The organism is Microbacterium sp. NPDC089190, assembly GCF_040701795.1.
GTDB lineage: Bacteria > Actinomycetota > Actinomycetes > Actinomycetales > Microbacteriaceae > Microbacterium > Microbacterium galbum.
In genome coordinates, this window is the sequence record NZ_JBFBHF010000002.1 from 130,079 (window position 1) to 147,045 (window position 16,967).

The 16,967-nt window shown below is 68.3% G+C and carries 18 protein-coding genes; 8 read left to right on the forward strand and 10 right to left on the reverse strand.

The window, feature by feature from the left end; translation table 11 throughout:
• Positions 1-136 precede the first annotated feature (136 nt).
• A complete protein-coding gene (locus AB0230_RS06425) occupies positions 137-613 on the reverse strand; it encodes a YbaK/EbsC family protein (protein ID WP_366374663.1) in 477 nt (158 codons plus the stop codon).
• A gap of 222 nt (positions 614-835) precedes the next feature.
• Here AB0230_RS06425 and AB0230_RS06430 point away from each other — a divergent pair, with 222 nt between their 5' ends.
• On the forward strand, positions 836-1,909 hold the full coding sequence (locus AB0230_RS06430) for a Glu/Leu/Phe/Val dehydrogenase dimerization domain-containing protein (protein WP_366374665.1): 1,074 nt from the start codon (positions 836-838) through the stop codon (positions 1,907-1,909).
• Positions 1,910-1,971: 62 nt separating this feature from the next.
• On the opposite strand, the gene AB0230_RS06435 is transcribed toward AB0230_RS06430, so the two are convergent.
• The 3 genes from AB0230_RS06435 to AB0230_RS06445 form a co-directional block, all read right to left on the reverse strand.
• Positions 1,972-2,310 (reverse strand): Lsr2 family protein, encoded by a 339-nt coding sequence (locus AB0230_RS06435; protein ID WP_315994716.1) that lies wholly within the window; start codon positions 2,308-2,310, stop codon positions 1,972-1,974.
• A 68-nt stretch (positions 2,311-2,378) separates the two neighbouring features.
• Positions 2,379-3,083 (reverse strand): acetolactate decarboxylase, encoded by a 705-nt coding sequence (locus AB0230_RS06440; RefSeq protein ID WP_366374667.1) that lies wholly within the window; start codon positions 3,081-3,083, stop codon positions 2,379-2,381.
• Between the two features lie 70 nt (positions 3,084-3,153).
• Complete coding sequence (locus AB0230_RS06445) at positions 3,154-3,495, reverse strand: Lsr2 family protein (protein WP_363543930.1); 342 nt, start codon at positions 3,493-3,495, stop codon at positions 3,154-3,156.
• Positions 3,496-3,684: 189 nt separating this feature from the next.
• Between AB0230_RS06445 and AB0230_RS06450 the strand changes: the two genes are divergently transcribed.
• The 7 genes from AB0230_RS06450 to AB0230_RS06480 all read left to right on the forward strand — a co-directional run bounded on the left by AB0230_RS06450 (position 3,685) and on the right by AB0230_RS06480 (position 11,615).
• Entirely contained in the window at positions 3,685-5,184 is a 1,500-nt protein-coding gene (locus AB0230_RS06450; RefSeq protein WP_315994719.1) for an amino acid permease, read from the forward strand.
• 212 nt (positions 5,185-5,396) lie between these two features.
• Entirely contained in the window at positions 5,397-6,449 is a 1,053-nt protein-coding gene (locus AB0230_RS06455) for a hypothetical protein (protein WP_315994720.1), read from the forward strand.
• Complete coding sequence (locus AB0230_RS06460) at positions 6,446-7,324, forward strand: ABC transporter ATP-binding protein (RefSeq protein ID WP_366374670.1); 879 nt, start codon at positions 6,446-6,448, stop codon at positions 7,322-7,324. Before AB0230_RS06455 ends, AB0230_RS06460 begins: the two co-directional genes overlap by 4 nt.
• On the forward strand, positions 7,324-8,622 hold the full coding sequence (locus AB0230_RS06465; RefSeq protein WP_366374672.1) for an ABC transporter permease: 1,299 nt from the start codon (positions 7,324-7,326) through the stop codon (positions 8,620-8,622). The genes AB0230_RS06460 and AB0230_RS06465 overlap by 1 nt, the downstream gene beginning before the upstream one ends.
• A 171-nt stretch (positions 8,623-8,793) precedes the next feature.
• On the forward strand, positions 8,794-9,537 hold the full coding sequence (locus AB0230_RS06470; protein WP_363578647.1) for an ABC transporter ATP-binding protein: 744 nt from the start codon (positions 8,794-8,796) through the stop codon (positions 9,535-9,537).
• Complete coding sequence (locus AB0230_RS06475) at positions 9,519-11,105, forward strand: hypothetical protein (protein ID WP_366374674.1); 1,587 nt, start codon at positions 9,519-9,521, stop codon at positions 11,103-11,105. Before AB0230_RS06470 ends, AB0230_RS06475 begins: the two co-directional genes overlap by 19 nt.
• Positions 11,106-11,177: 72 nt before the next feature.
• Positions 11,178-11,615 (forward strand): VOC family protein, encoded by a 438-nt coding sequence (locus AB0230_RS06480; protein ID WP_366374676.1) that lies wholly within the window; start codon positions 11,178-11,180, stop codon positions 11,613-11,615.
• Between the two features lie 36 nt (positions 11,616-11,651).
• On the opposite strand, the gene AB0230_RS06485 is transcribed toward AB0230_RS06480, so the two are convergent.
• From AB0230_RS06485 to AB0230_RS06510, 6 genes are all read right to left on the reverse strand, one after another.
• Positions 11,652-11,849, reverse strand: a complete 198-nt coding sequence (locus AB0230_RS06485; protein WP_366374678.1) for a hypothetical protein — start codon at positions 11,847-11,849, stop codon at positions 11,652-11,654.
• 495 nt (positions 11,850-12,344) lie between these two features.
• Positions 12,345-13,826 (reverse strand): hypothetical protein, encoded by a 1,482-nt coding sequence (locus AB0230_RS06490; protein ID WP_366374680.1) that lies wholly within the window; start codon positions 13,824-13,826, stop codon positions 12,345-12,347.
• 39 nt (positions 13,827-13,865) lie between these two features.
• Positions 13,866-15,080, reverse strand: a complete 1,215-nt coding sequence (locus tag AB0230_RS06495) for a hypothetical protein (protein ID WP_366374682.1) — start codon at positions 15,078-15,080, stop codon at positions 13,866-13,868.
• 168 nt (positions 15,081-15,248) lie between these two features.
• Positions 15,249-15,647, reverse strand: a complete 399-nt coding sequence (locus AB0230_RS06500; protein WP_366374684.1) for a 3'-5' exonuclease — start codon at positions 15,645-15,647, stop codon at positions 15,249-15,251.
• A gap of 58 nt (positions 15,648-15,705) precedes the next feature.
• Positions 15,706-16,584: an IS3 family transposase gene (locus AB0230_RS06505; protein ID WP_366374686.1), complete on the reverse strand. Its 879-nt coding sequence runs from the start codon at positions 16,582-16,584 to the stop codon at positions 15,706-15,708.
• Positions 16,581-16,796, reverse strand: a complete 216-nt coding sequence (locus AB0230_RS06510) for a hypothetical protein (RefSeq protein WP_366374688.1) — start codon at positions 16,794-16,796, stop codon at positions 16,581-16,583. The genes AB0230_RS06505 and AB0230_RS06510 overlap by 4 nt, the downstream gene beginning before the upstream one ends.
• Positions 16,797-16,967 lie beyond the last annotated feature (171 nt).

Below are 16,967 nucleotides of genomic sequence, written 5' to 3' on the forward strand. Positions count from 1 at the left end.
CACCCCGCGACCCGCTCCATCCCGCCCCGCGCCGGCCAATCACTCCGCCACGTGGCCCCGGGCCCCCGGAAATTGCCTCGGGGCCCACCCCGCGTCGCGTCGCGCCACCCTGACGCCGCGAATCTCCGGCGTGACCTCAGGCGACCCGCGCCACCGTGCCGCCCGTCAGCCGCACGAGCTCGTCGAAGGTCAGCGGGAACACCGTGTGCGGCGTCCCGCCCGCGGCCCAGATCTGCGGGAACGCGGCGAGGTCCTCGTCGACCACGGTCGTCAGCGCAGCGGGGTGCCCGGTCGGCGCGACTCCCCCGATCGGCTGACCGGTCGCGGCGAGGACCTGTTCCGGCGTCGCCCGCCGGATCGCGCCGCGCCCGAGTCTCTCGGCCAGCGCCGTCGTGTCGACGCGGTGCGCGCCGCTGGTCATCACGAGCAGTGGCTCGTCGTCGCTCCAGAACACGAGGCTGTTCGCGATCGCGCCCACCGCGATGCCGAGGGCTGCGGCCGCCAGGGCGGCCGTCGACGCGGCATCCGGCAGGACGACGATCTTCCCGTTGATGCCGGCCGCCTCCAGCGACGCGGCGACGAGGCGACTCCGGGCGGGCAGGGCGTCGGTCATGCCCGTCAGCCTAGGCCCGTCGTCGCGCCGCTCCGCCGCCCGAGGCCGGGCCGAGACCGCACATGCGGTGCGGCTCCGGCGCCGAACGGCGAACCTCGGCGGTCACCCGCGCGCGGCGGCGTCGCGCTCGGCGGCGGCGCGCGCCAGAATGGAGGGTGGATGCCGCAACGCCGCGGCGTTCGAAACGTGCCGCCCACAAGGCGACCGACGACAAGGAACGCGATGACCAACGCCCTGCCCCTGCCCGATTTCGCCCACGAGCGCGTGGAGGTGATGACGGGGCGCCGCAGCGGCCTGTTCATCGCCGTCGCGCTGCACTCCTCGGTCCTCGGCTCCGCCCTCGGCGGAGCGCGACTGTGGACCTACCCCTCCTGGACCGACGCCCTGGGCGACGCCCTCCGCCTCTCGGCGGCGATGACGCTGAAGAACGCGGCCGCCGGACTCGACGCCGGCGGCGGAAAGAGCGTCATCGGCCTCCCCGAGGGCACGGTCCTCGACGCCGAGCGCCGCCGTGCCGCCTTCCTCGACCTGGGCGACGCCGTCGAGAGCCTGGGCGGCCTCTACCGCACGGCCGAGGACGTGGGCTCCACCACCGACGACATGCTCGTGGTGAGCGAGCGCACGGCGCACGTCGTGGGCCTGCCCGACGCCGTGGGCGGGTCGGGCGAGCCGGCCGGGCCCACGAGCCTCGGCGTCTACGCCTCCCTCGTCGCGACGCTGGAGCGCGCGGTCGGCACGAGCGACGTGTCCGGTCGCCGCATCACGATCGCCGGTCTCGGCCAGGTCGGCAGCCGGCTCGCCGAGCGCCTCGCGACCGAGGGCGCGACGCTGACCGTCACCGACGTCAACCCCGCCAAGCGCGCGCTGGCCGCCGAGCTGGGCGCCGCGTGGGTCGAGCCGAGCGAGGCGCACCTCGTGCCGGCCGATGTCTTCGTTCCCGCCGGGATCGGCGGTGTGCTCACCGACGCGGTGATCGACGCCCTCGACGCGCGCGCGGTCTGCGGCCCCGCCAACAACCCGCTCGCCGAGCGTTCGGGTGCCGAGCGGCTCGCGCGGCGCGGCATCCTGTACGCCCCCGACTTCGTGGTGAACGCGGGCGGCGTGATCTACCTCGACCTCGTGGCCAAGCAGCGCGGGACGCTGGAGCAGATCATGGGGCGCGTGGCCGACATCGGCGACACCGTGCGCCGCGTGTTCGACGAGGCGCAGTCGCGCGGGGTCACCCCGCTCGCCGCCGCCGAGGGACTCGCCGCCGAGCGTCTCGCTGTCGGAGCGGGCGACGGCGCCTTCGTCTGACACGCCCGGGACGAAGAAAGCCGGATGCCGTTTCCCACGGCATCCGGCTTTCTTTCGACCACTCAGTGTGCAGCGTCGTACGCCGCGAGGACGACCTCCGAAATACGTCCGCGTGTATTGATGGAATAGCCGTTCTTCTCGGCCCACGTGCGGACGTCGACCAGGTCGCGGGTGGGCGCGGGGCGGCGCCGCGATTCCTTGCGGGCGGACGGCGAAGAAAAGCCGACGGCGCGACCGGCGGAGATGAAAGGCGAAAGAGCCTCGCGAAGCTTGTCGGCATTCTCACTCGAGAGATCGATCTCGTACGAACGCCCTTCGAGGGAGAAGTGGACGGTGGTTCCGTCATCGATGACCGAACCGTCGAGATCGTCGATCACCTGCGTGATGTGCTTTTTCGCCATGCGCCGATCGTAAGGCGGCAATTCGCGCCTCCCCGGGGCGCGATATTACGAATTCACCCGCTTCTTCGTCAGCTTTCACCGGTTTCCGGAACGGCCGGCCGACTCTCGACCGCGACGATCCGATGATCCTCGTCGTGCGTGAGTTCCGTGCGCCGGAATTGCTCGTCGTCCGGCAACCGGAGCGCGAAACGCGCATATGCCGTCATGCGCAGGCTGCCCTCGCCCACGCGCACGTCGAGAACGTGGCCGCCGACGGTGCGATCGTCGGCGAGGAAATGCAGGTGGAGCCCGGCGACCGTGATGCCCTGATAGATCCGGGGCATCCAGAACCCGACGAGAGAACCCGTGCAGTCGGACGCCACCGTTTCGATCTGCTCCGCGGCGACGTCCGCGAGCGGGCGGAACGGCGGCTCCTGCCGTCGCGTGACGCGCGTGCGCACCCGCGCCATCACGCCGTCGAGGCGCACGGCGTGGAAGAGGTTGCGGCTGGCCAGCCGGGCGTCGACGTGGCTCTCGAGGTCGGCGAAGTCGGCGTCGCGCACCACGGTGGCGACCCCCTCGCCCATCGCGCACACGTCGACGAAGGGCAGCGTCTCGCTCGGCTCCATCCGGCGCGGCGGGGCGTCCGGCGTGCACTCGAACGGCGTGCCGTCGAGGATGACGACTTCGCCGCCGAGACCTTCGCAGCAGCCGATCCCGGTGTCTCCGAGCTCCACCGCATCGGAAACCGGAATACCCGCGGAATACACGCCCGCCATCAGCGCGTCGAGCACGGCGAATTGGGTCACCGCGCTCGACGCGATGTCGGCCGTCGGCGAACCGACCGGCGAATCCGGAGCGACCTCAGGAATTCGCGTCGGCGTACGCGTCGAGAATGGTCGAGGGAACACGGCCGCGGTCGCTCACCGTGTGTCCGTTCGCCCGCGCCCATTCGCGGACGGCACCGAGGTCGACGTCGCTGGAGCGGCGGGGGGCGCGTGATCGACGCGTCGTGGAGGCACCGCGCGAGACCGAGCGAGCGGCATCCACGAAAGGTGCGATCGCCGAATAGAACTTGTCCGCATTCCGGTCGGAGAGATCGATCTCATAAGCACGGCCTTCGACCGAGAAAGTGATCTGCTTTCCTTGTCCGTCTTCGAGGACCGTTCCGTCGAGATCATCGACGAGGTGCGTGATGTGCTTCATAGCCATAATACGAAAAACCTTACACCGGCATTCGATGAATTACCCGCACGACTATCCGTGTGATAGCACCGGGACGGCGGGCCGCGTCACCGATAGGCGCGGGGGCGGCGAGGGACTATTCTCCGGGGGTGGTGTTCGCTCCGGGGACACCACCTGAGACAGACATCCGTCGAGACAGGGAAGCGTCGCGTGAGCCTTTTCCGTACCAAGTCGGTGGAGCAGTCCATCGCCGACACCGATGAACCGGAGTTCCGGCTCAAGAAGTCCCTGAGCGCGGTCGACCTGACCGTCTTCGGCGTGGGCGTCGTGATCGGCGCCGGCATCTTCACCCTCACCGGGCGCGCCGCGCACGACGTGGCGGGTCCCGCCGTGGTGATCAGTTTCGTGATCGCCGCGATCGCGTGCGGCCTCGCGGCCATGTGCTACGCCGAGTTCGCCTCGACCGTCCCCGTGTCGGGATCGGCGTACACCTTCTCCTACGCGTCGCTCGGCGAGCTGTTCGCCTGGATCATCGGGTGGGATCTCATCCTGGAGATGTTCCTCGGCGCGAGCGTCGTCGCCCAGGGCTGGAGCGCGTACCTCGGGACGTTCCTCGAACAGATCGGCATCGTGCTCCCGCCGGCCATCTCATACGGCGGTGTCGTCGATCTCCCCGCCATCCTGCTCGTGCTGGTGCTCGGCGGCCTGATGACCCTGGGCATCAAGGAGTCGCTCCGCGTCAACCTCGTCCTCGTGGCGGTGAAGCTGTTCATCGTGCTGTTCGTCATCATCGCCGGCATCCTGTTCATCAACCCGGCGAACTACAGCCCCTTCGTGCCCGACTCCGTGCCGACCGAATCCACGTCGGGACTGACGCAGCCGCTGCTGCAGTTCCTCTCGGGTCTGGAGCCCGCGACCTTCGGTGTCGGCGGCATCCTCGCGGGAGCCGCCCTGGTGTTCTTCGCCTACATCGGCTTCGACGTCGTGGCGACCACCGCCGAGGAGACCAAGCGCCCCCAGCGCGACCTGCCGATCGGCATCATCGCGTCGCTCGTGATCTGCACGATCCTGTACTGCGCGGTCGCCGTCGTGGTCACGGGAATGGTCCCCTACTCCGACCTCAACCCCTCCGCGGCCCTCGCGAACGCGTTCGCCTTCCACGGCCAGACGTGGATGGCGACCGTCATCGCGGCCGGCGCGGTGGCGGGCCTCACGACCGTCGTGCTGACCCTGCTGATCGGCGCCACGCGCATCATCTTCGCGATGTCGCGCGACCGCCTGCTCCCCGGCGGCCTCGCCAAGGTGCACCCGCGCTTCCGCACCCCGTGGGTCATCTCGATCATCGTCACGGTCATCGTGGCGATCGTCGCCGGACTCACCCCCATCGGCGTCCTCGAAGAAATGGTGAACATCGGCACGCTCTCCGCCTTCGTGCTGGTCTCGATCGGCGTCATCGTGCTGCGGCGCAAGCGCCCCGACCTGAAGCGCGGGTTCCGCGTGCCCTTCAGCCCGGTGCTGCCGATCCTGTCGGCGCTCATCTGCACCTATCTGATGCTCAACCTCTCGGTCGAGACCTGGCTGCGCTTCCTCATCTGGCTCGCCCTCGGGTTCGCGATCTACTTCGCCTACTCGCGCAGCCACGCGCGCCTCGCCACCGGCGCCCCGCTCGACCCCACGAAGCCGCACGTCGTGGCGCCGCCGAAGGACTGAGCCTCGCCCACCGGATGCCGCGGCCCCACCGTCTCGAACGGTCGGGGTCGCGGCATCCGTGCCTCCGTCATCCGAGGGGATGACATCGCCGATCGACGTCATCCCATCGGATGATCTCCGGCTCCCACGGCGCCGGGCGATACGTGCGCGATACACGCACCCCCCTAGGGTGGAGACGTTCGATGACGACGATTTCCGTTCCGGGGGGTTTCATGGGGATCGCACGCACGTGGGTCTTTCCGATTCTGCGTATCCTTCTCGTCGCCCTGGTGGCGGCGGCACTCATCAAGCTCGCGTTCTTCCCTGATCGCCCTGCCGACGCGTCTCCCGCGATCCCGACGGGGACCATCGTCGAACCGACGACCGTCGCGGCGTTGGGCACGATCACGAACGACGTGGTCGTCTCGGCCACCGTCTCGGCGGATCCCGCCCTGCCGATGAAGGCCACGGCCGCCGGCACGGTGAACAAGATCTTCATCGCCCAGGGCGCGAACGTGAACCAGGGTGACGTCGTCTTCGACGTCAAGGTCCCCATCGAGCGCGATCCCGCCGACAGCGTGGATGCCGAGGGCAAGCCCAAGCCGGCGATCTTCCGCTACGAGGACGTCACGGCGCCGGCGACCGGCATCCTGAGCTCCCTCTCGGTCATCTCGGGGCAGGACATCACGATCGGGATGACGGCGGGCACCGTGGCCCCGCCGACCTTCTCGGTCAGCGGCTCGCTCGAGCCCGCGCAGCAGTACCGCTTGCTGGACCGCCCGACCGAGGCCACGGTGACGATCACCGGCGGGCCCGCCGCCTTCGCGTGCGGGAACCTCCGCATCACCACTCCCCTGGCCGGGAGCACCGGCGGGAGCACGAGCGACGACACGTCCGCCACGGGCGGAGCGAGCACCGGTGGTGCGGGCGGATCATCGACGACGGCCACGTGCACCGTGCCGGGCGAGGTGACCGTCTTCTCGGGGCTCGCCGCCGAGATGACGATCGCCGGAGGTCGCGCCGAGAACGTGCTCGTCGTGCCGACCACCGCGGTGCGCGGGGCGGCTCAGAGCGGCACGGTGTGGGTGATGAGCGCGGACGGTGCCACCGAGGAGCGCCCGGTGGCGCTGGGCCTCACCGACGGCACGCAGGTGCAGATCACGCAGGGGCTGGCCGAGGGCGACGAGATCCTGGAGTTCGCCCCCGGCGCGATGGCCCCGGCGAACGACGGGTGCACGACCTATCCCGACGGGTCGATGTACTGCGAAGCGGCCCTCGGCGGATGAGCCTGCTCGCGCTGCGGGCGGTCACCCGCACGGTGATCCCGCAGGATCAGCCCGCGCTGACGATCCTGAACGGCGTCGACCTGCAGATCGAACCGGGCGACCACGTGTCGATCGTCGGACGGTCGGGCTCGGGCAAGTCGACGCTGCTGAACATGCTGGGGCTTCTCGACCTGCCCACCAGCGGCGAGATCCTCTTCGACGACCGCCCGGTGCGGTCGTACTCGTCGGCGCAGCGCGATCGTCTGCGCGGAGCGGCGATCGGCTTCGTCTTCCAGCAGTTCAACCTGCTGCCCGGACGCACCGCCCTCGAGAACGTCACGATGCCGCTCCTCTACGCGTCGGGGAGGACGTTCTGGCGACGCAAGAGGATCGCCGCCGACATGCTCGCCCTCGTCGGTCTCGAGCACCGACTGAACAGCATGCCCGATCGCCTGTCGGGCGGTGAGCAGCAGCGGGTGGCGATCGCGCGCTCGCTCGTCCGCGGGCCGCGCCTGATCCTCGCCGACGAGCCCACGGGCGCCCTCGACCTCGACACCGGGCAGAGCGTGATGGAGCTGATCGACGAGGTCGCCGTGCAGACGGGCGCCGCACAGGTCATCATCACCCACGACCCGACCATCGCCCGGCGCGCGCGTCGGCACTTCCGGCTCGACCGGGGCGTTCTGACCCCGGTCGGCGATCCGTCGCTGGAGCCGCTGACGAGACGCGACCGGCGCGAGATGGCTCCGGCGCCGGAGGAGGCGGCGTCGACCGGCACGGACGAGCTCGCCGTCCTCGGGCTCGGCACCGCGACGGCGACCGCCACCCTCTCCGACCCCGCCGACAGCGGACCCACCGACGACGCGCGCCTCGACGCGCCGGAGGGCGAGGACTGATGCGCGGCGTCAGCGCCGTGGTCGGCGCGCTGCTCGAGGCCTGGCAGGAAGTGCGGGTGCATCGCACGCGCGTCCTGCTCTCTCTCGTGGGCGTGGCCGTCGCCGTGTGTTCGCTCACGACCGTCGTCGCCCTCGGCGCGATCGTGCAGCAGGCGAACCAGGAACTCAGCGAGCGGCAGTCCGGGCGCCCGGCGAGCCTGTCCGTCTCGGCCTACCGCACCGACGGCGGCACCCTCGCCCCCGAGGCGATGGATGCCGCGTGGAGCGACGTCGTCGAGCGCTACGACATCTCCTACGCCACCCGCGTCGTGCAGACCACGCAGTCGGTGCCGTTCCGCGACGGCATCGTGCAAGTGCCGACGCAGGCCGTCGACCAGCCGTTCGGCGAGATGCACCGGGTGCGCATGGCCGAGGGCGACTGGTTCACCGAGCGGGACGTGCAGCAGCTGGCTCCTCGCCTCATCGTGAACGAGATCTTCTACGACCGCATGGGCCGCCCGCCCCTCGAGACCCACCCCATGGTGGCGCTCGGGGGCCAGGGCCTGCCGAACGCGGCATCCGGCATCCCCTCCGGCGGCGTGCGCGCCGTCGTCGTCGGCGTGACGCCCTCGGCCACGTGGGAGATCGAACCGTCGATGTACATGCTCGGCTCTCAGCTGCAGGCGATGCAGGCCGCGGCCGCCGGTGAGCGCGGAGACGCCGCCGCCGCGCCGAGCGATCCGTACGGCGGCGGGGGTCCCGTCATCCCGTCCTACGAGATGTGGGTGCCGCCCGAGATCGCCGACCAGCTCACCGAGGTGGTGAAGCGCGATCTGCGCGCGGCCCTGGGCACCGGTGTCGAAGTGACCGCCGATCGACGCGATTGGGCGACGTACGGCGACGATCCGTTCCTCGTCACGAAGATGGTCGTCATCGGCATCGCCGTGCTCGTGCTGCTGCTCGGCGCCCTCGGACTGGTGAACATCGCGCTCGTCACGGTGAAGCAGCGTGTTCGCGAGATCGGCATCCGCCGCAGTTTCGGTGCGACCGCGAGCCGGGTGTTCTTCGCGGTCATGCTCGAGAGCGTCGTGGCGACGGTGGTCGCAGGGGCCGCGGGAGTGACCGTGTCGATCCTCGTGGTGCAGTCGCCGGCCGTGCGCGAGCTCATCGGGCAGGGGATGGTCACCGACTTCCCCCCGTTCCCGGTGGACGCCGCGGTCACCGGCCTCGTCGCCGCCACGGCCGTGGGCGCGATCGCCGGGCTGCTCCCGGCCCTCGTCGCGGTGCGCGTGAAGGTCATCGACGCCATCCGATATTGACCCCCATTCCCCGCGGAGCCTGGCAAGGGTCCGCACCACGCAGATAGGTTCGAGATCGTGACCGACCACTCCCGCGAGACCTCGCAGACCGTGCCCCCGCAACCCGTCACGCCGCCGACCGTCCTTCCGGATGCCGTCGTGCCTCCGGTCGCGACCGATCAGCAGCCCGCGATGCAGCTGAGCGGACTCGCCAAGCGCTTCGGCGAGAAGACAGCCGTCGCAGGTCTCGACCTGACCGTGCCGACCGGGTCGTTCTACGGCCTGGTCGGGCCCAACGGAGCGGGGAAGACCACGACGCTGTCGATGGCCACCGGCCTGCTGCGACCGGATGCCGGGACCGCGCGCATCCACGGCGTCGACGTCTGGGCGCACCCCGTCGAGGCCAAGAAGCTGATCGGCAACCTCGCCGACGGCGTGCGCCTGTTCGACCGGCTCACCGGGGAGCAGCTGGTCACCTACACCGGCATGATGTTCGGCCTCCCCCGCGACGAGGTCGCCTCGCGGACGGCCGACCTGCTGCGCATCATGGACCTCGGCGAGGCCGCCGGCACCCCCGTCGTCGACTACTCCGCGGGCATGACCAAGAAGGTCGCCCTCGCGTGCGCCCTGGTGCACGCCCCGCGGCTGCTCGTGCTCGATGAGCCCTTCGAGTCGGTCGATCCGGTGTCGGCGGCGAACATCGAGGACATCCTCCGCGGCTACACCGCCTCGGGCGGGACGGTCATCGTGTCGAGCCACTCGATGGACCTGGTGCAACGCATGTGCGACCACGTCGCCGTCATCGCGCAGGGCCGGCTACTGGCATCCGGGACCGTCGACGAGGTGCGCGGCACCCAGACCCTGCAGGACCGCTTCGTCGACCTCGTGGGCGGTCGCCACCACTCGGAGGGGCCGCAGTGGTTGCGACAGTCCTGAAGATCCGGTTCCGCGTGCTGGGCAACACCCTCATGCGGAGCCCGATGCAGTTGGTCGGCTTCATCCTCGGCGTGCTCGGCGCGCTGTGGATGCTGCTGCTGGTGGGAACGGGGCTGTTCTTCGTGGGCACCCTCGACGCCGGCATCGCGCGCGCCGCGGTGACGGCCGCGGGCGCCCTGCTCACCCTCGGCTGGGTCATCGGACCGGTGTTCGCCGCAGGAATCGACACCACCCTCGATCCCGCCAAGCTCGCACCGTTCCCGATGACGACGCGCCAGATGATGCTCGCCATCACCGCCGGCGGCCTCACCGGCGTGCCCGGCATCGCGACGACCCTCGGCGCGCTCGCGACGTTCCTCGTGTGGGGGCGCGACCCGGTGTCGGCGATCGCCGCGGTCGTGTGCGTGCCGCTCGGCGTCCTCATCTGCGTCGTCGCGTCTCGTGCCGTGTCGGCTCTGGCGGCGGGCGTGGGCGGCGGCCGACGCACGCGCGAGATCATCGGTCTCGTCGGTTTCGCGGTGCTGATCTTCGCGAGCCCGCTCTTCATCGTGCTCACCAACGGCCTCGTCGCGGTCAGCGCACAGGGCACGCAGCTGCAGAGCATCGTGACCGCGGTGTCGTGGACGCCGATCGGAGCGGTGTGGGCCGTGCCCGGCGACCTCGCCGCCGGCTCCTGGCTGCCCGCGCTGGGCAAGTTCGCGATCGCCCTGGCGACCCTCGCCCTGCTGTGGTGGTTGTGGCGGCGGAGCCTGTCGGCCTCGGTCGTCGCGCCGCCCGCCCGTTCCGCCGCGCGTCGCAGCGCCGGCTCGCTCGGATGGTTCGGCGTCATGCCCTCCACCCCCGCGGGCGCCACCTGGGCGCGAGCGCTCACCTCGTGGACCCGCGACTTCCGCTACCTGCGGCAGATGTTGCTGCTCCCCTTCGCCCCCGTCCTCGTGCTCATCTACGCGGGGGGCGACATCACGGGTCCGTTCTTCGTGCTCTCGGGCGTGCTCGTCGGGTTCTTCGCCGGCACGATCGTCTACGCCGACGTCTCGTACGACGGCACCGCGTTCGCCACCGTCATGCAGACCGGCATCCGGGGGCGCGCCGATCGTCTCGGCCGCATGCTCGGGGCGGCGAGCGTCGGCATCCCCCTCACCCTGCTGGCGGATGCCGTGATCCTGGCGATCGCGAACCGCTGGGACCTCCTCCCGGCCGTCGTCGGCGCCTCGGTCGGCGTCGCGCTCGTGGGCTACGGCGTCAGCGCCGTCACGTCGGCGCTGCTCGTGATCCCCACGCCCGCGCCCGGTGATTCGCCGTTCAAGCGCGTGCCGGGGACGACCTTCACGATGACGCTGCTGTTCTTCCTCTGCTGGATCGTCGCGGCGGTCATCGCCCTGCCGGCCGTGATCCCGGCGGGGATCGCGGCCTTCGGCGGCTCGACGCTCGCGGGGTGGCTCGCCCTCGGGATCGGGCCGGTCTGGGGTGTCGCCGTGTTCGTCGTCGGTGTCGTCGTGGGGGGTCGCACCTTCGATGCGAGCGCGCCCCGCCTGCTCGCGCAGCTGCGTCAGTACCAGGGCGCGTGACGCACCTTCCCTCTCCCCCGCCGCGGGACTAACGTGAGGGCCGATCCGCTCTCGAAGATGAAGGATGCCCCCATGTCGACCTCTCTCGTCGTCTACATCTCGTTCGCCGGCGCCGCCCGCGAGGCGATGACCTTCTACCAGTCGGTCTTCGGCGGCGAGTTGACGGTCAACACGTTCTCCGACTTCGGCATCCCGGACGCCCCCGCCGACGGGGTGATGCACGCGGAGCTGCGCGCCGAGGGGTTCACGGTGATGGGCGCCGACGGCTTCGACGAGCCCGCCCAGGGGTGGGGCGCCAGTCGCACGCACGCCGCGTTCATGAGCGACGAGTTCGACCGCGTCCGCGGCTTCTACGACCGCTTCGTCGAGCGCGGCGCCGAGGTGAAGCAGCCGCTCGAGAAGCAGGTCTGGGGCGACTTCTACGGCGAGGTCGTCGACCCGTGGGGCGTGGCGTGGATGTTCAACGTCGCCGCTCCGGGCGGATGGGCCGAGGGCGCCGCGGCCGACTGACGCGGACGAGCGCACCCGGGCCCGACGGCCCGGTGGTCAGCGCGCGAACGCCTCAATACGGGCGACGAAACGGGCCGGATCGATGAGGTGCGGGTCGTGCGTCGACGGCTGCCACACCTCGTGGACGCTGTACGGGATGGTCTGCTGCAACCACGCGGCGTAATCCGGCCCCGCGTCGAGTCCGGTGATGACGAGATAGGGAACGTCGGCGGGCACCGCCGTGAGCCGGTCCACGAGCGCCGCCAGCTCTTCGGGCGAATGAGAACGGCGCCCCTGTGAGGAGGGACGCCGTTCGAGAAGTGGTGGACCTACTGCACGCCTACTCCAAACATTGCGACGCCCACGCGATACCTGATCTGGTGCGGAAGTCCACGAGATCTTGGCGGCCTGCGCCCATGCCTGCGCGAGCGAAGACGGCGCGCCAACTCCGCCCTGCCGAGGTGGATGCCATGGTCACTCGCTTCCAGGAGCTCGAAAGCGTCGCCGACGTCGCGCGGGAGTTCGGCATCACCCGCCAGACGGTGGGCATGCGCTTAGCCGCTCGTGGCATCAAAACCATCCGTCGGATGAGCGAGGCAGAGATTGCGACCGCCGCGGAACTCTACCGAGACGGCCGCTCCGCCGCGAGGATCGGGCGGCAGCTTGGGTTCAACGCTCAGACCGTACTGACGGCGCTTCGGAGCGTTGGAGTGCCAATTCGGCCACGCACCGGCGCACTGAGAGGCCGATCTACGCCTTCGAGCCGGATGGCTTGTTATCTGCTCGAGCGTCGATGAGTACGATCGAGGGCTCCGCGGCGAGCTTGAGTTCGTTGAGGATCTTATAGACCTTCCGCTCCTCCTCGGCGGTGTAGTAGACGATGACCTTGACTGATGTCCGCGTGTCGTTCGCTCGCTCGTAGATCTCGACTTGGCGCTCCAGGTTGCGCTTCAGCGCTGTATTGCTCGCGAGCTTAACCTCGATCAGGGACTTGTCGATCGATCCCTTACTCACTTTGAAGTCGACGGGACCGCGACCATTGTTCACCTCACGGTTCACGTCGAACTCGCTCCCGAAGAAGATGAGGCCGAAGAAGAGCTGCACGTCGGACTCCCTAGAGAACGGCTTCTTCAGACCTGCCCGGTTCAAGAGTCTGTAGCCATCGGAGTGCTCGACGTATCGTTTGAAGCCCTGCGCCCGCTCAAGCGCCTCGTCGTAGCTCGTCAGAGGTGCCGCATACAACGTGGTGTTCGTCGTGATCGCAGCGACGGCCTTCTGCACCATGTCGACAAGCAGGAGTTCGGTCTCCTCTCGGCGCTTGGCACTCAACCCGACGGCTTGGTCGCCGCGCTCCTCTTGCTGGCGGATGTAATAGTCGATGACCTCGGGGAACTCATGGATCGTTGCCTGCGCCGCCGCCGCGTACTCCCTCTCCGTGGGCTTCTTACTGAGCCGTGAATGAAGGTAATTGTTGACCTGAGCACGCAGTTGTGAGTCGTCTATTGCCTCCGCGATGTGGTGAAATCCACGGATCATGTCGGGACGGCTGATCCAGGTGTCATCGCGCGTCAGCAGATCCGCGGGAGTGAGCAGAACGTAGTCACCATGCAGGATCGGGAGCTCGTACTCTCTCGTCTCCCACGCCTCGGTCTGATAGTTGAAAGCGGCCCGAGTAACTGCGAACATCCCCCGCTGCTCCGCGCTCAGATGCAGATGGGCAAACTCCTGCGTGTACTCAAGAAGAAAGCCCTTGATCAGGTTGGTCGTGAAGTCGCTGATGTTGTCTCGACCGACCCCGTCGGTGATGAGCGCGAGCTTCTCCAGGTGGCTCCCTTGCGTGATCTGCTCCGCTCCAAAGCTCCGAAGGATCGAGCCGAGCGAGTCGTGGAGCGCTGTCGCGAAGGCTTTTCCGAGTCCACTCCCGGCGTTGCCGAGCACAGTGAAACCCAGCCAGTTCTGCTTCACCTCTTTGAACCGGTACCAACTGTCGATCAGGGCCGGATCAAGCTGACCGTCTGCCTTGTCACGAAGGAATGTGAGGTAGGTGACGATCGATTCGTGAAGTTCCTGGTAGCTCGCCTTCTTGCTGTTGAAAAGGAGGAAGGGGTCGATGAACAGGGGCAGATCGGAGACTACGGAAATGTCGAATGCCCCGTAGTCGGCGAGCGTCCGGGGCTCAACATCGAAGTACTGGGTGAAGTAGAGCGGAATCGAGTCGCTGGGCTTCGTCATCCGTGCGCTCGCAATTTTCCTCGTGACTTCAGCCTGGCACTAGGCACTTGGTTTCCCACCCTTGGCGACTGCCCCACCGACCGTGAGCGCGAGTACTCCGACGGCAGCGGCGCTCACCGCAGCCTTCTGCCCAACTTCTTTACCGGCCGTGCGGCGCTGCTGTGGATCGCGGAGCGCGTCTCTCCAAGGCGTTGTGGTGAGGGCCGCGCGCGTCAACTCGATACCCAATGGCGCGTGAAACTCATTGAGGAGGTCGGAGGTGGCGTTCAACGATCCGACCACCGATCGTGCAGCGCGGATGTGCAGAATGATGTTCTCATTCGCCACTCCGCCCGCGGCGTCCATCTGACCCATGAGGGCAACCGTCTCGTTGAGGATGTCTGTGCGTCGTTTGGTTCGCGCCGCACGAAGGCCCTCTCGGTGCCCCTCCAGGTTCTCCGGGGCAGTGGCAAGGACATGGTCGAGTTCGATCACACGAAACTCGTCATGGAGCTCGAAGCAGCGAGCGAGAACCGCGAGCTGGACCGCGACTTCCCGTTCGATCTCCCGCGTGAGCTTCTTGAGTTCTCCCGTGCCACGCTTGCCCTCAACCTTCGCGGCGAGCGAGCCGAGGGCAAGGAGCGCCTCTTCCTGCACGTTGAGAATCGCGGCTGACGCTCCGCTGACTTTGGCCCACAGCGTCATGGGATCTCCGTCGTGCGCACGGAGCAGCATGGCCTCCTCGATCTGAGCTGCGGCTCCCTTCATGCGTGCGAGCACGGCGTTGCGCTGATCTCGTCGCACGTCGTCGAGCTTGTCGTCGATCCTCAGCAGTAGCGCTTTGAGTTCCTTGGCCTCCGCTTGCTGCGCGAACTGGCTCATGAGTCCGCCGAGCCCTGACAGCACCGCGGGGTTGGTCAGAAGCGAGGCACGGCCGTCTTGCACCTGCAACCACTTGAGCGATGTCTTGCCGGTCTCGCCCAGCATTGCGTGGCTGACGCCCTTCGTCTTCGTCTTCATGAGGCCGCCGGCCTCCTTGAGACGCTGCGCGGATTCCGGGGTGAGCTTGAGGTAAAGCGCGGATCGTTCGGCGATCTCGGCCGCCGCCTGCGCCGTGTCTGCTGCACCCTTCAAAAGCTTGATCAGTCTAACCAGGTCGAAGGGAATCGCCTGCGATGAGAGACCTGCCTTCTTGAGGAATCTCTCGATCGCACCCCGGTCGCCCATCACGACCACACCGTCGTCGTCGCCCGCCAATTCGATCTCGTCTGCCACGATGTCTCCCCCTCACGCGGTGCGCTAAACGTAGCAAGGCTCTGCGACAGGCGACTCGGCGGGCACTCCGGCTAGAGCAAGGTGCGGCGCGTCGTGAACGACTTGTGCTGCCCTCGACCGCCGCGCATTAGTAAGGTTTCGAGGATGTGCCATCGTGTGGGTCCGGGCTTAGCGAGCCGCGATGTCCGTCCAACTCACCTGACTTAACCAGGCAACCAGATTCGCGGCGTCACGCGGATGGGCGGACGAAATCTGACCAAGGAACGACGATGGAGTCCGGTTCATGGGTCGGCCGTTGTTCGTCGGGATCGACGCGGCACGGCCCACAATCACGCCATCTCGAGCCCGTGACAGCATGACGGAGAGCACTCGGGCCTCTTCGGCCATCTCGTCAGCAGATGACACGCGGAAATTCGGAATCACGCCTTCCTCAAAACCGACGATTACTACCCAGTCGAACTGCTGGCCTTTGCCGACATGCCCAGTCAGCAAGTGGACACCGGGCGCCGATATCAGCGTGGTTGCGTCACCGACACGGATCCGCGCGCGGATGTCAGCCGGACCCACCCCGTCTGCAACGCGTCGAGGAGGCGGGCGCGAAGAACGAATCGGTGACAGGTGTGGTTCAGGCCGCGAGTGTGAGCGGCTCGGTTAGCTTGGCTTCGAACTCGATGGGCGTCAACCCGCCGAGGGTGTCCTGCGCTCGTTGCCGGTGATATTTCCGTTCGATCCAAACGACGATCGAGAGGCGCAGTTCCTGCCGGGTCGTCCACCTCTGCTGGTTGAGCACGTTCGTTTGCAGCAGCAACCAGAACGACTCCATCGCGGCGTTGTCGCCTGCGGCGTCGACGCGGCCCATCGATCCGACCATGTCGTGATGACGTAGCTCACGAGCCATCGCTCCGCTGCGAAATTGGCTGCCCCTATCTGCATGCAGGATGCAGCCGGCGACCTCACCGCGGCGTGCGACGGCGTTGCGGAGCGCGTCAACGGCGAGTTTCGCGGTCACCCGATCCGAGATCGAGCAGCCCACGATCCGGTTCGAGAACACGTCTTTGATCGCGCAACAGTAGAGCTTGCCCTCGGTGGTGGTGCGGTGCTCCGTGATGTCGGTGAGCCGGAGCCGATTCGGCGCATCCGCACGGAAAATGCGTTGCACGTGGTCGTCGAACACCGGCGGCCTAGCCTTCTGGCCCTTCCCGCGTCGCCGGCGTTGCGCGGACGAGAGGGTCCCGGCCTGCGAGCACAGCTTCCACGCCGCCCGCCGACTCATCCGCCACCCCGCGCGACGAGCTTCGTCGGCCTGGTATCGGTAGCCGAACGTTGGGTCATCGTGGTGCGCATCGTGGAGGGCGTTGAGCCGATACGCCCGAAGCACGTCGGCGTCCAGGATCGGCTCGTTTCGCCACCAGTAGTAGGGCTGTCTTGCGGGCTTCAGGACCCGGCACGACACCGTTACGGGGACTCCCGTTGCGGCGAGCTCAGCAACGAGCGGGTACGTCATTTTCGGGAGCCACCGAGTTTCAGATTCGCCTGCGACAGATACGCCGCCGCACGACGGAGAACTTCGTTCTCCTGCTCGAGCAGCCGGATCCGCTTCTTCAACTCACGGGCTTCCGCCGCGTCCGCGGCGGTCTGGCCGGGACGGCTGCCTTCCTCGATATCGGCGTGGCGGAGCCAGTTCTGAAGCGTCGCTCGGGGATAGGGACCGGGCATGATGACATCCTCCCCGCCAGTGCCTCCCCGCACTAACGATCAGTTGTCACCAGTTCGTTCTTCACGCCGTTCAGTACGAGCCGCTACATCTCCTCGAGGATCTGCCTTCGATTGACCTCCTGCTGGGCGTGCCCGCGAACGCGGTGTCGATGAACCCTTTCGGTTCATGGC

Coding starts and splice junctions, on each gene's coding strand:
- AB0230_RS06465 (WP_366374672.1), top strand. CDS start 7,324: ATGCGCGGCGTCAGCGCCGTGGTCGGCGCGCTGCTCGAGGCCTGGCAG.
- AB0230_RS06460 (WP_366374670.1), top strand. CDS start 6,446: ATGAGCCTGCTCGCGCTGCGGGCGGTCACCCGCACGGTGATCCCGCAG.
- AB0230_RS06455 (WP_315994720.1), top strand. CDS start 5,397: ATGGGGATCGCACGCACGTGGGTCTTTCCGATTCTGCGTATCCTTCTC.
- AB0230_RS06470 (WP_363578647.1), top strand. CDS start 8,794: ATGCAGCTGAGCGGACTCGCCAAGCGCTTCGGCGAGAAGACAGCCGTC.
- AB0230_RS06425 (WP_366374663.1), bottom strand. CDS start 613: ATGACCGACGCCCTGCCCGCCCGGAGTCGCCTCGTCGCCGCGTCGCTG.
- AB0230_RS06445 (WP_363543930.1), bottom strand. CDS start 3,495: ATGAAGCACATCACGCACCTCGTCGATGATCTCGACGGAACGGTCCTC.
- AB0230_RS06505 (WP_366374686.1), bottom strand. CDS start 16,584: ATGACGTACCCGCTCGTTGCTGAGCTCGCCGCAACGGGAGTCCCCGTA.
- AB0230_RS06490 (WP_366374680.1), bottom strand. CDS start 13,826: ATGACGAAGCCCAGCGACTCGATTCCGCTCTACTTCACCCAGTACTTC.
- AB0230_RS06480 (WP_366374676.1), top strand. CDS start 11,178: ATGTCGACCTCTCTCGTCGTCTACATCTCGTTCGCCGGCGCCGCCCGC.
- AB0230_RS06435 (WP_315994716.1), bottom strand. CDS start 2,310: ATGGCGAAAAAGCACATCACGCAGGTGATCGACGATCTCGACGGTTCG.
- AB0230_RS06430 (WP_366374665.1), top strand. CDS start 836: ATGACCAACGCCCTGCCCCTGCCCGATTTCGCCCACGAGCGCGTGGAG.
- AB0230_RS06510 (WP_366374688.1), bottom strand. CDS start 16,796: ATGCCCGGTCCCTATCCCCGAGCGACGCTTCAGAACTGGCTCCGCCAC.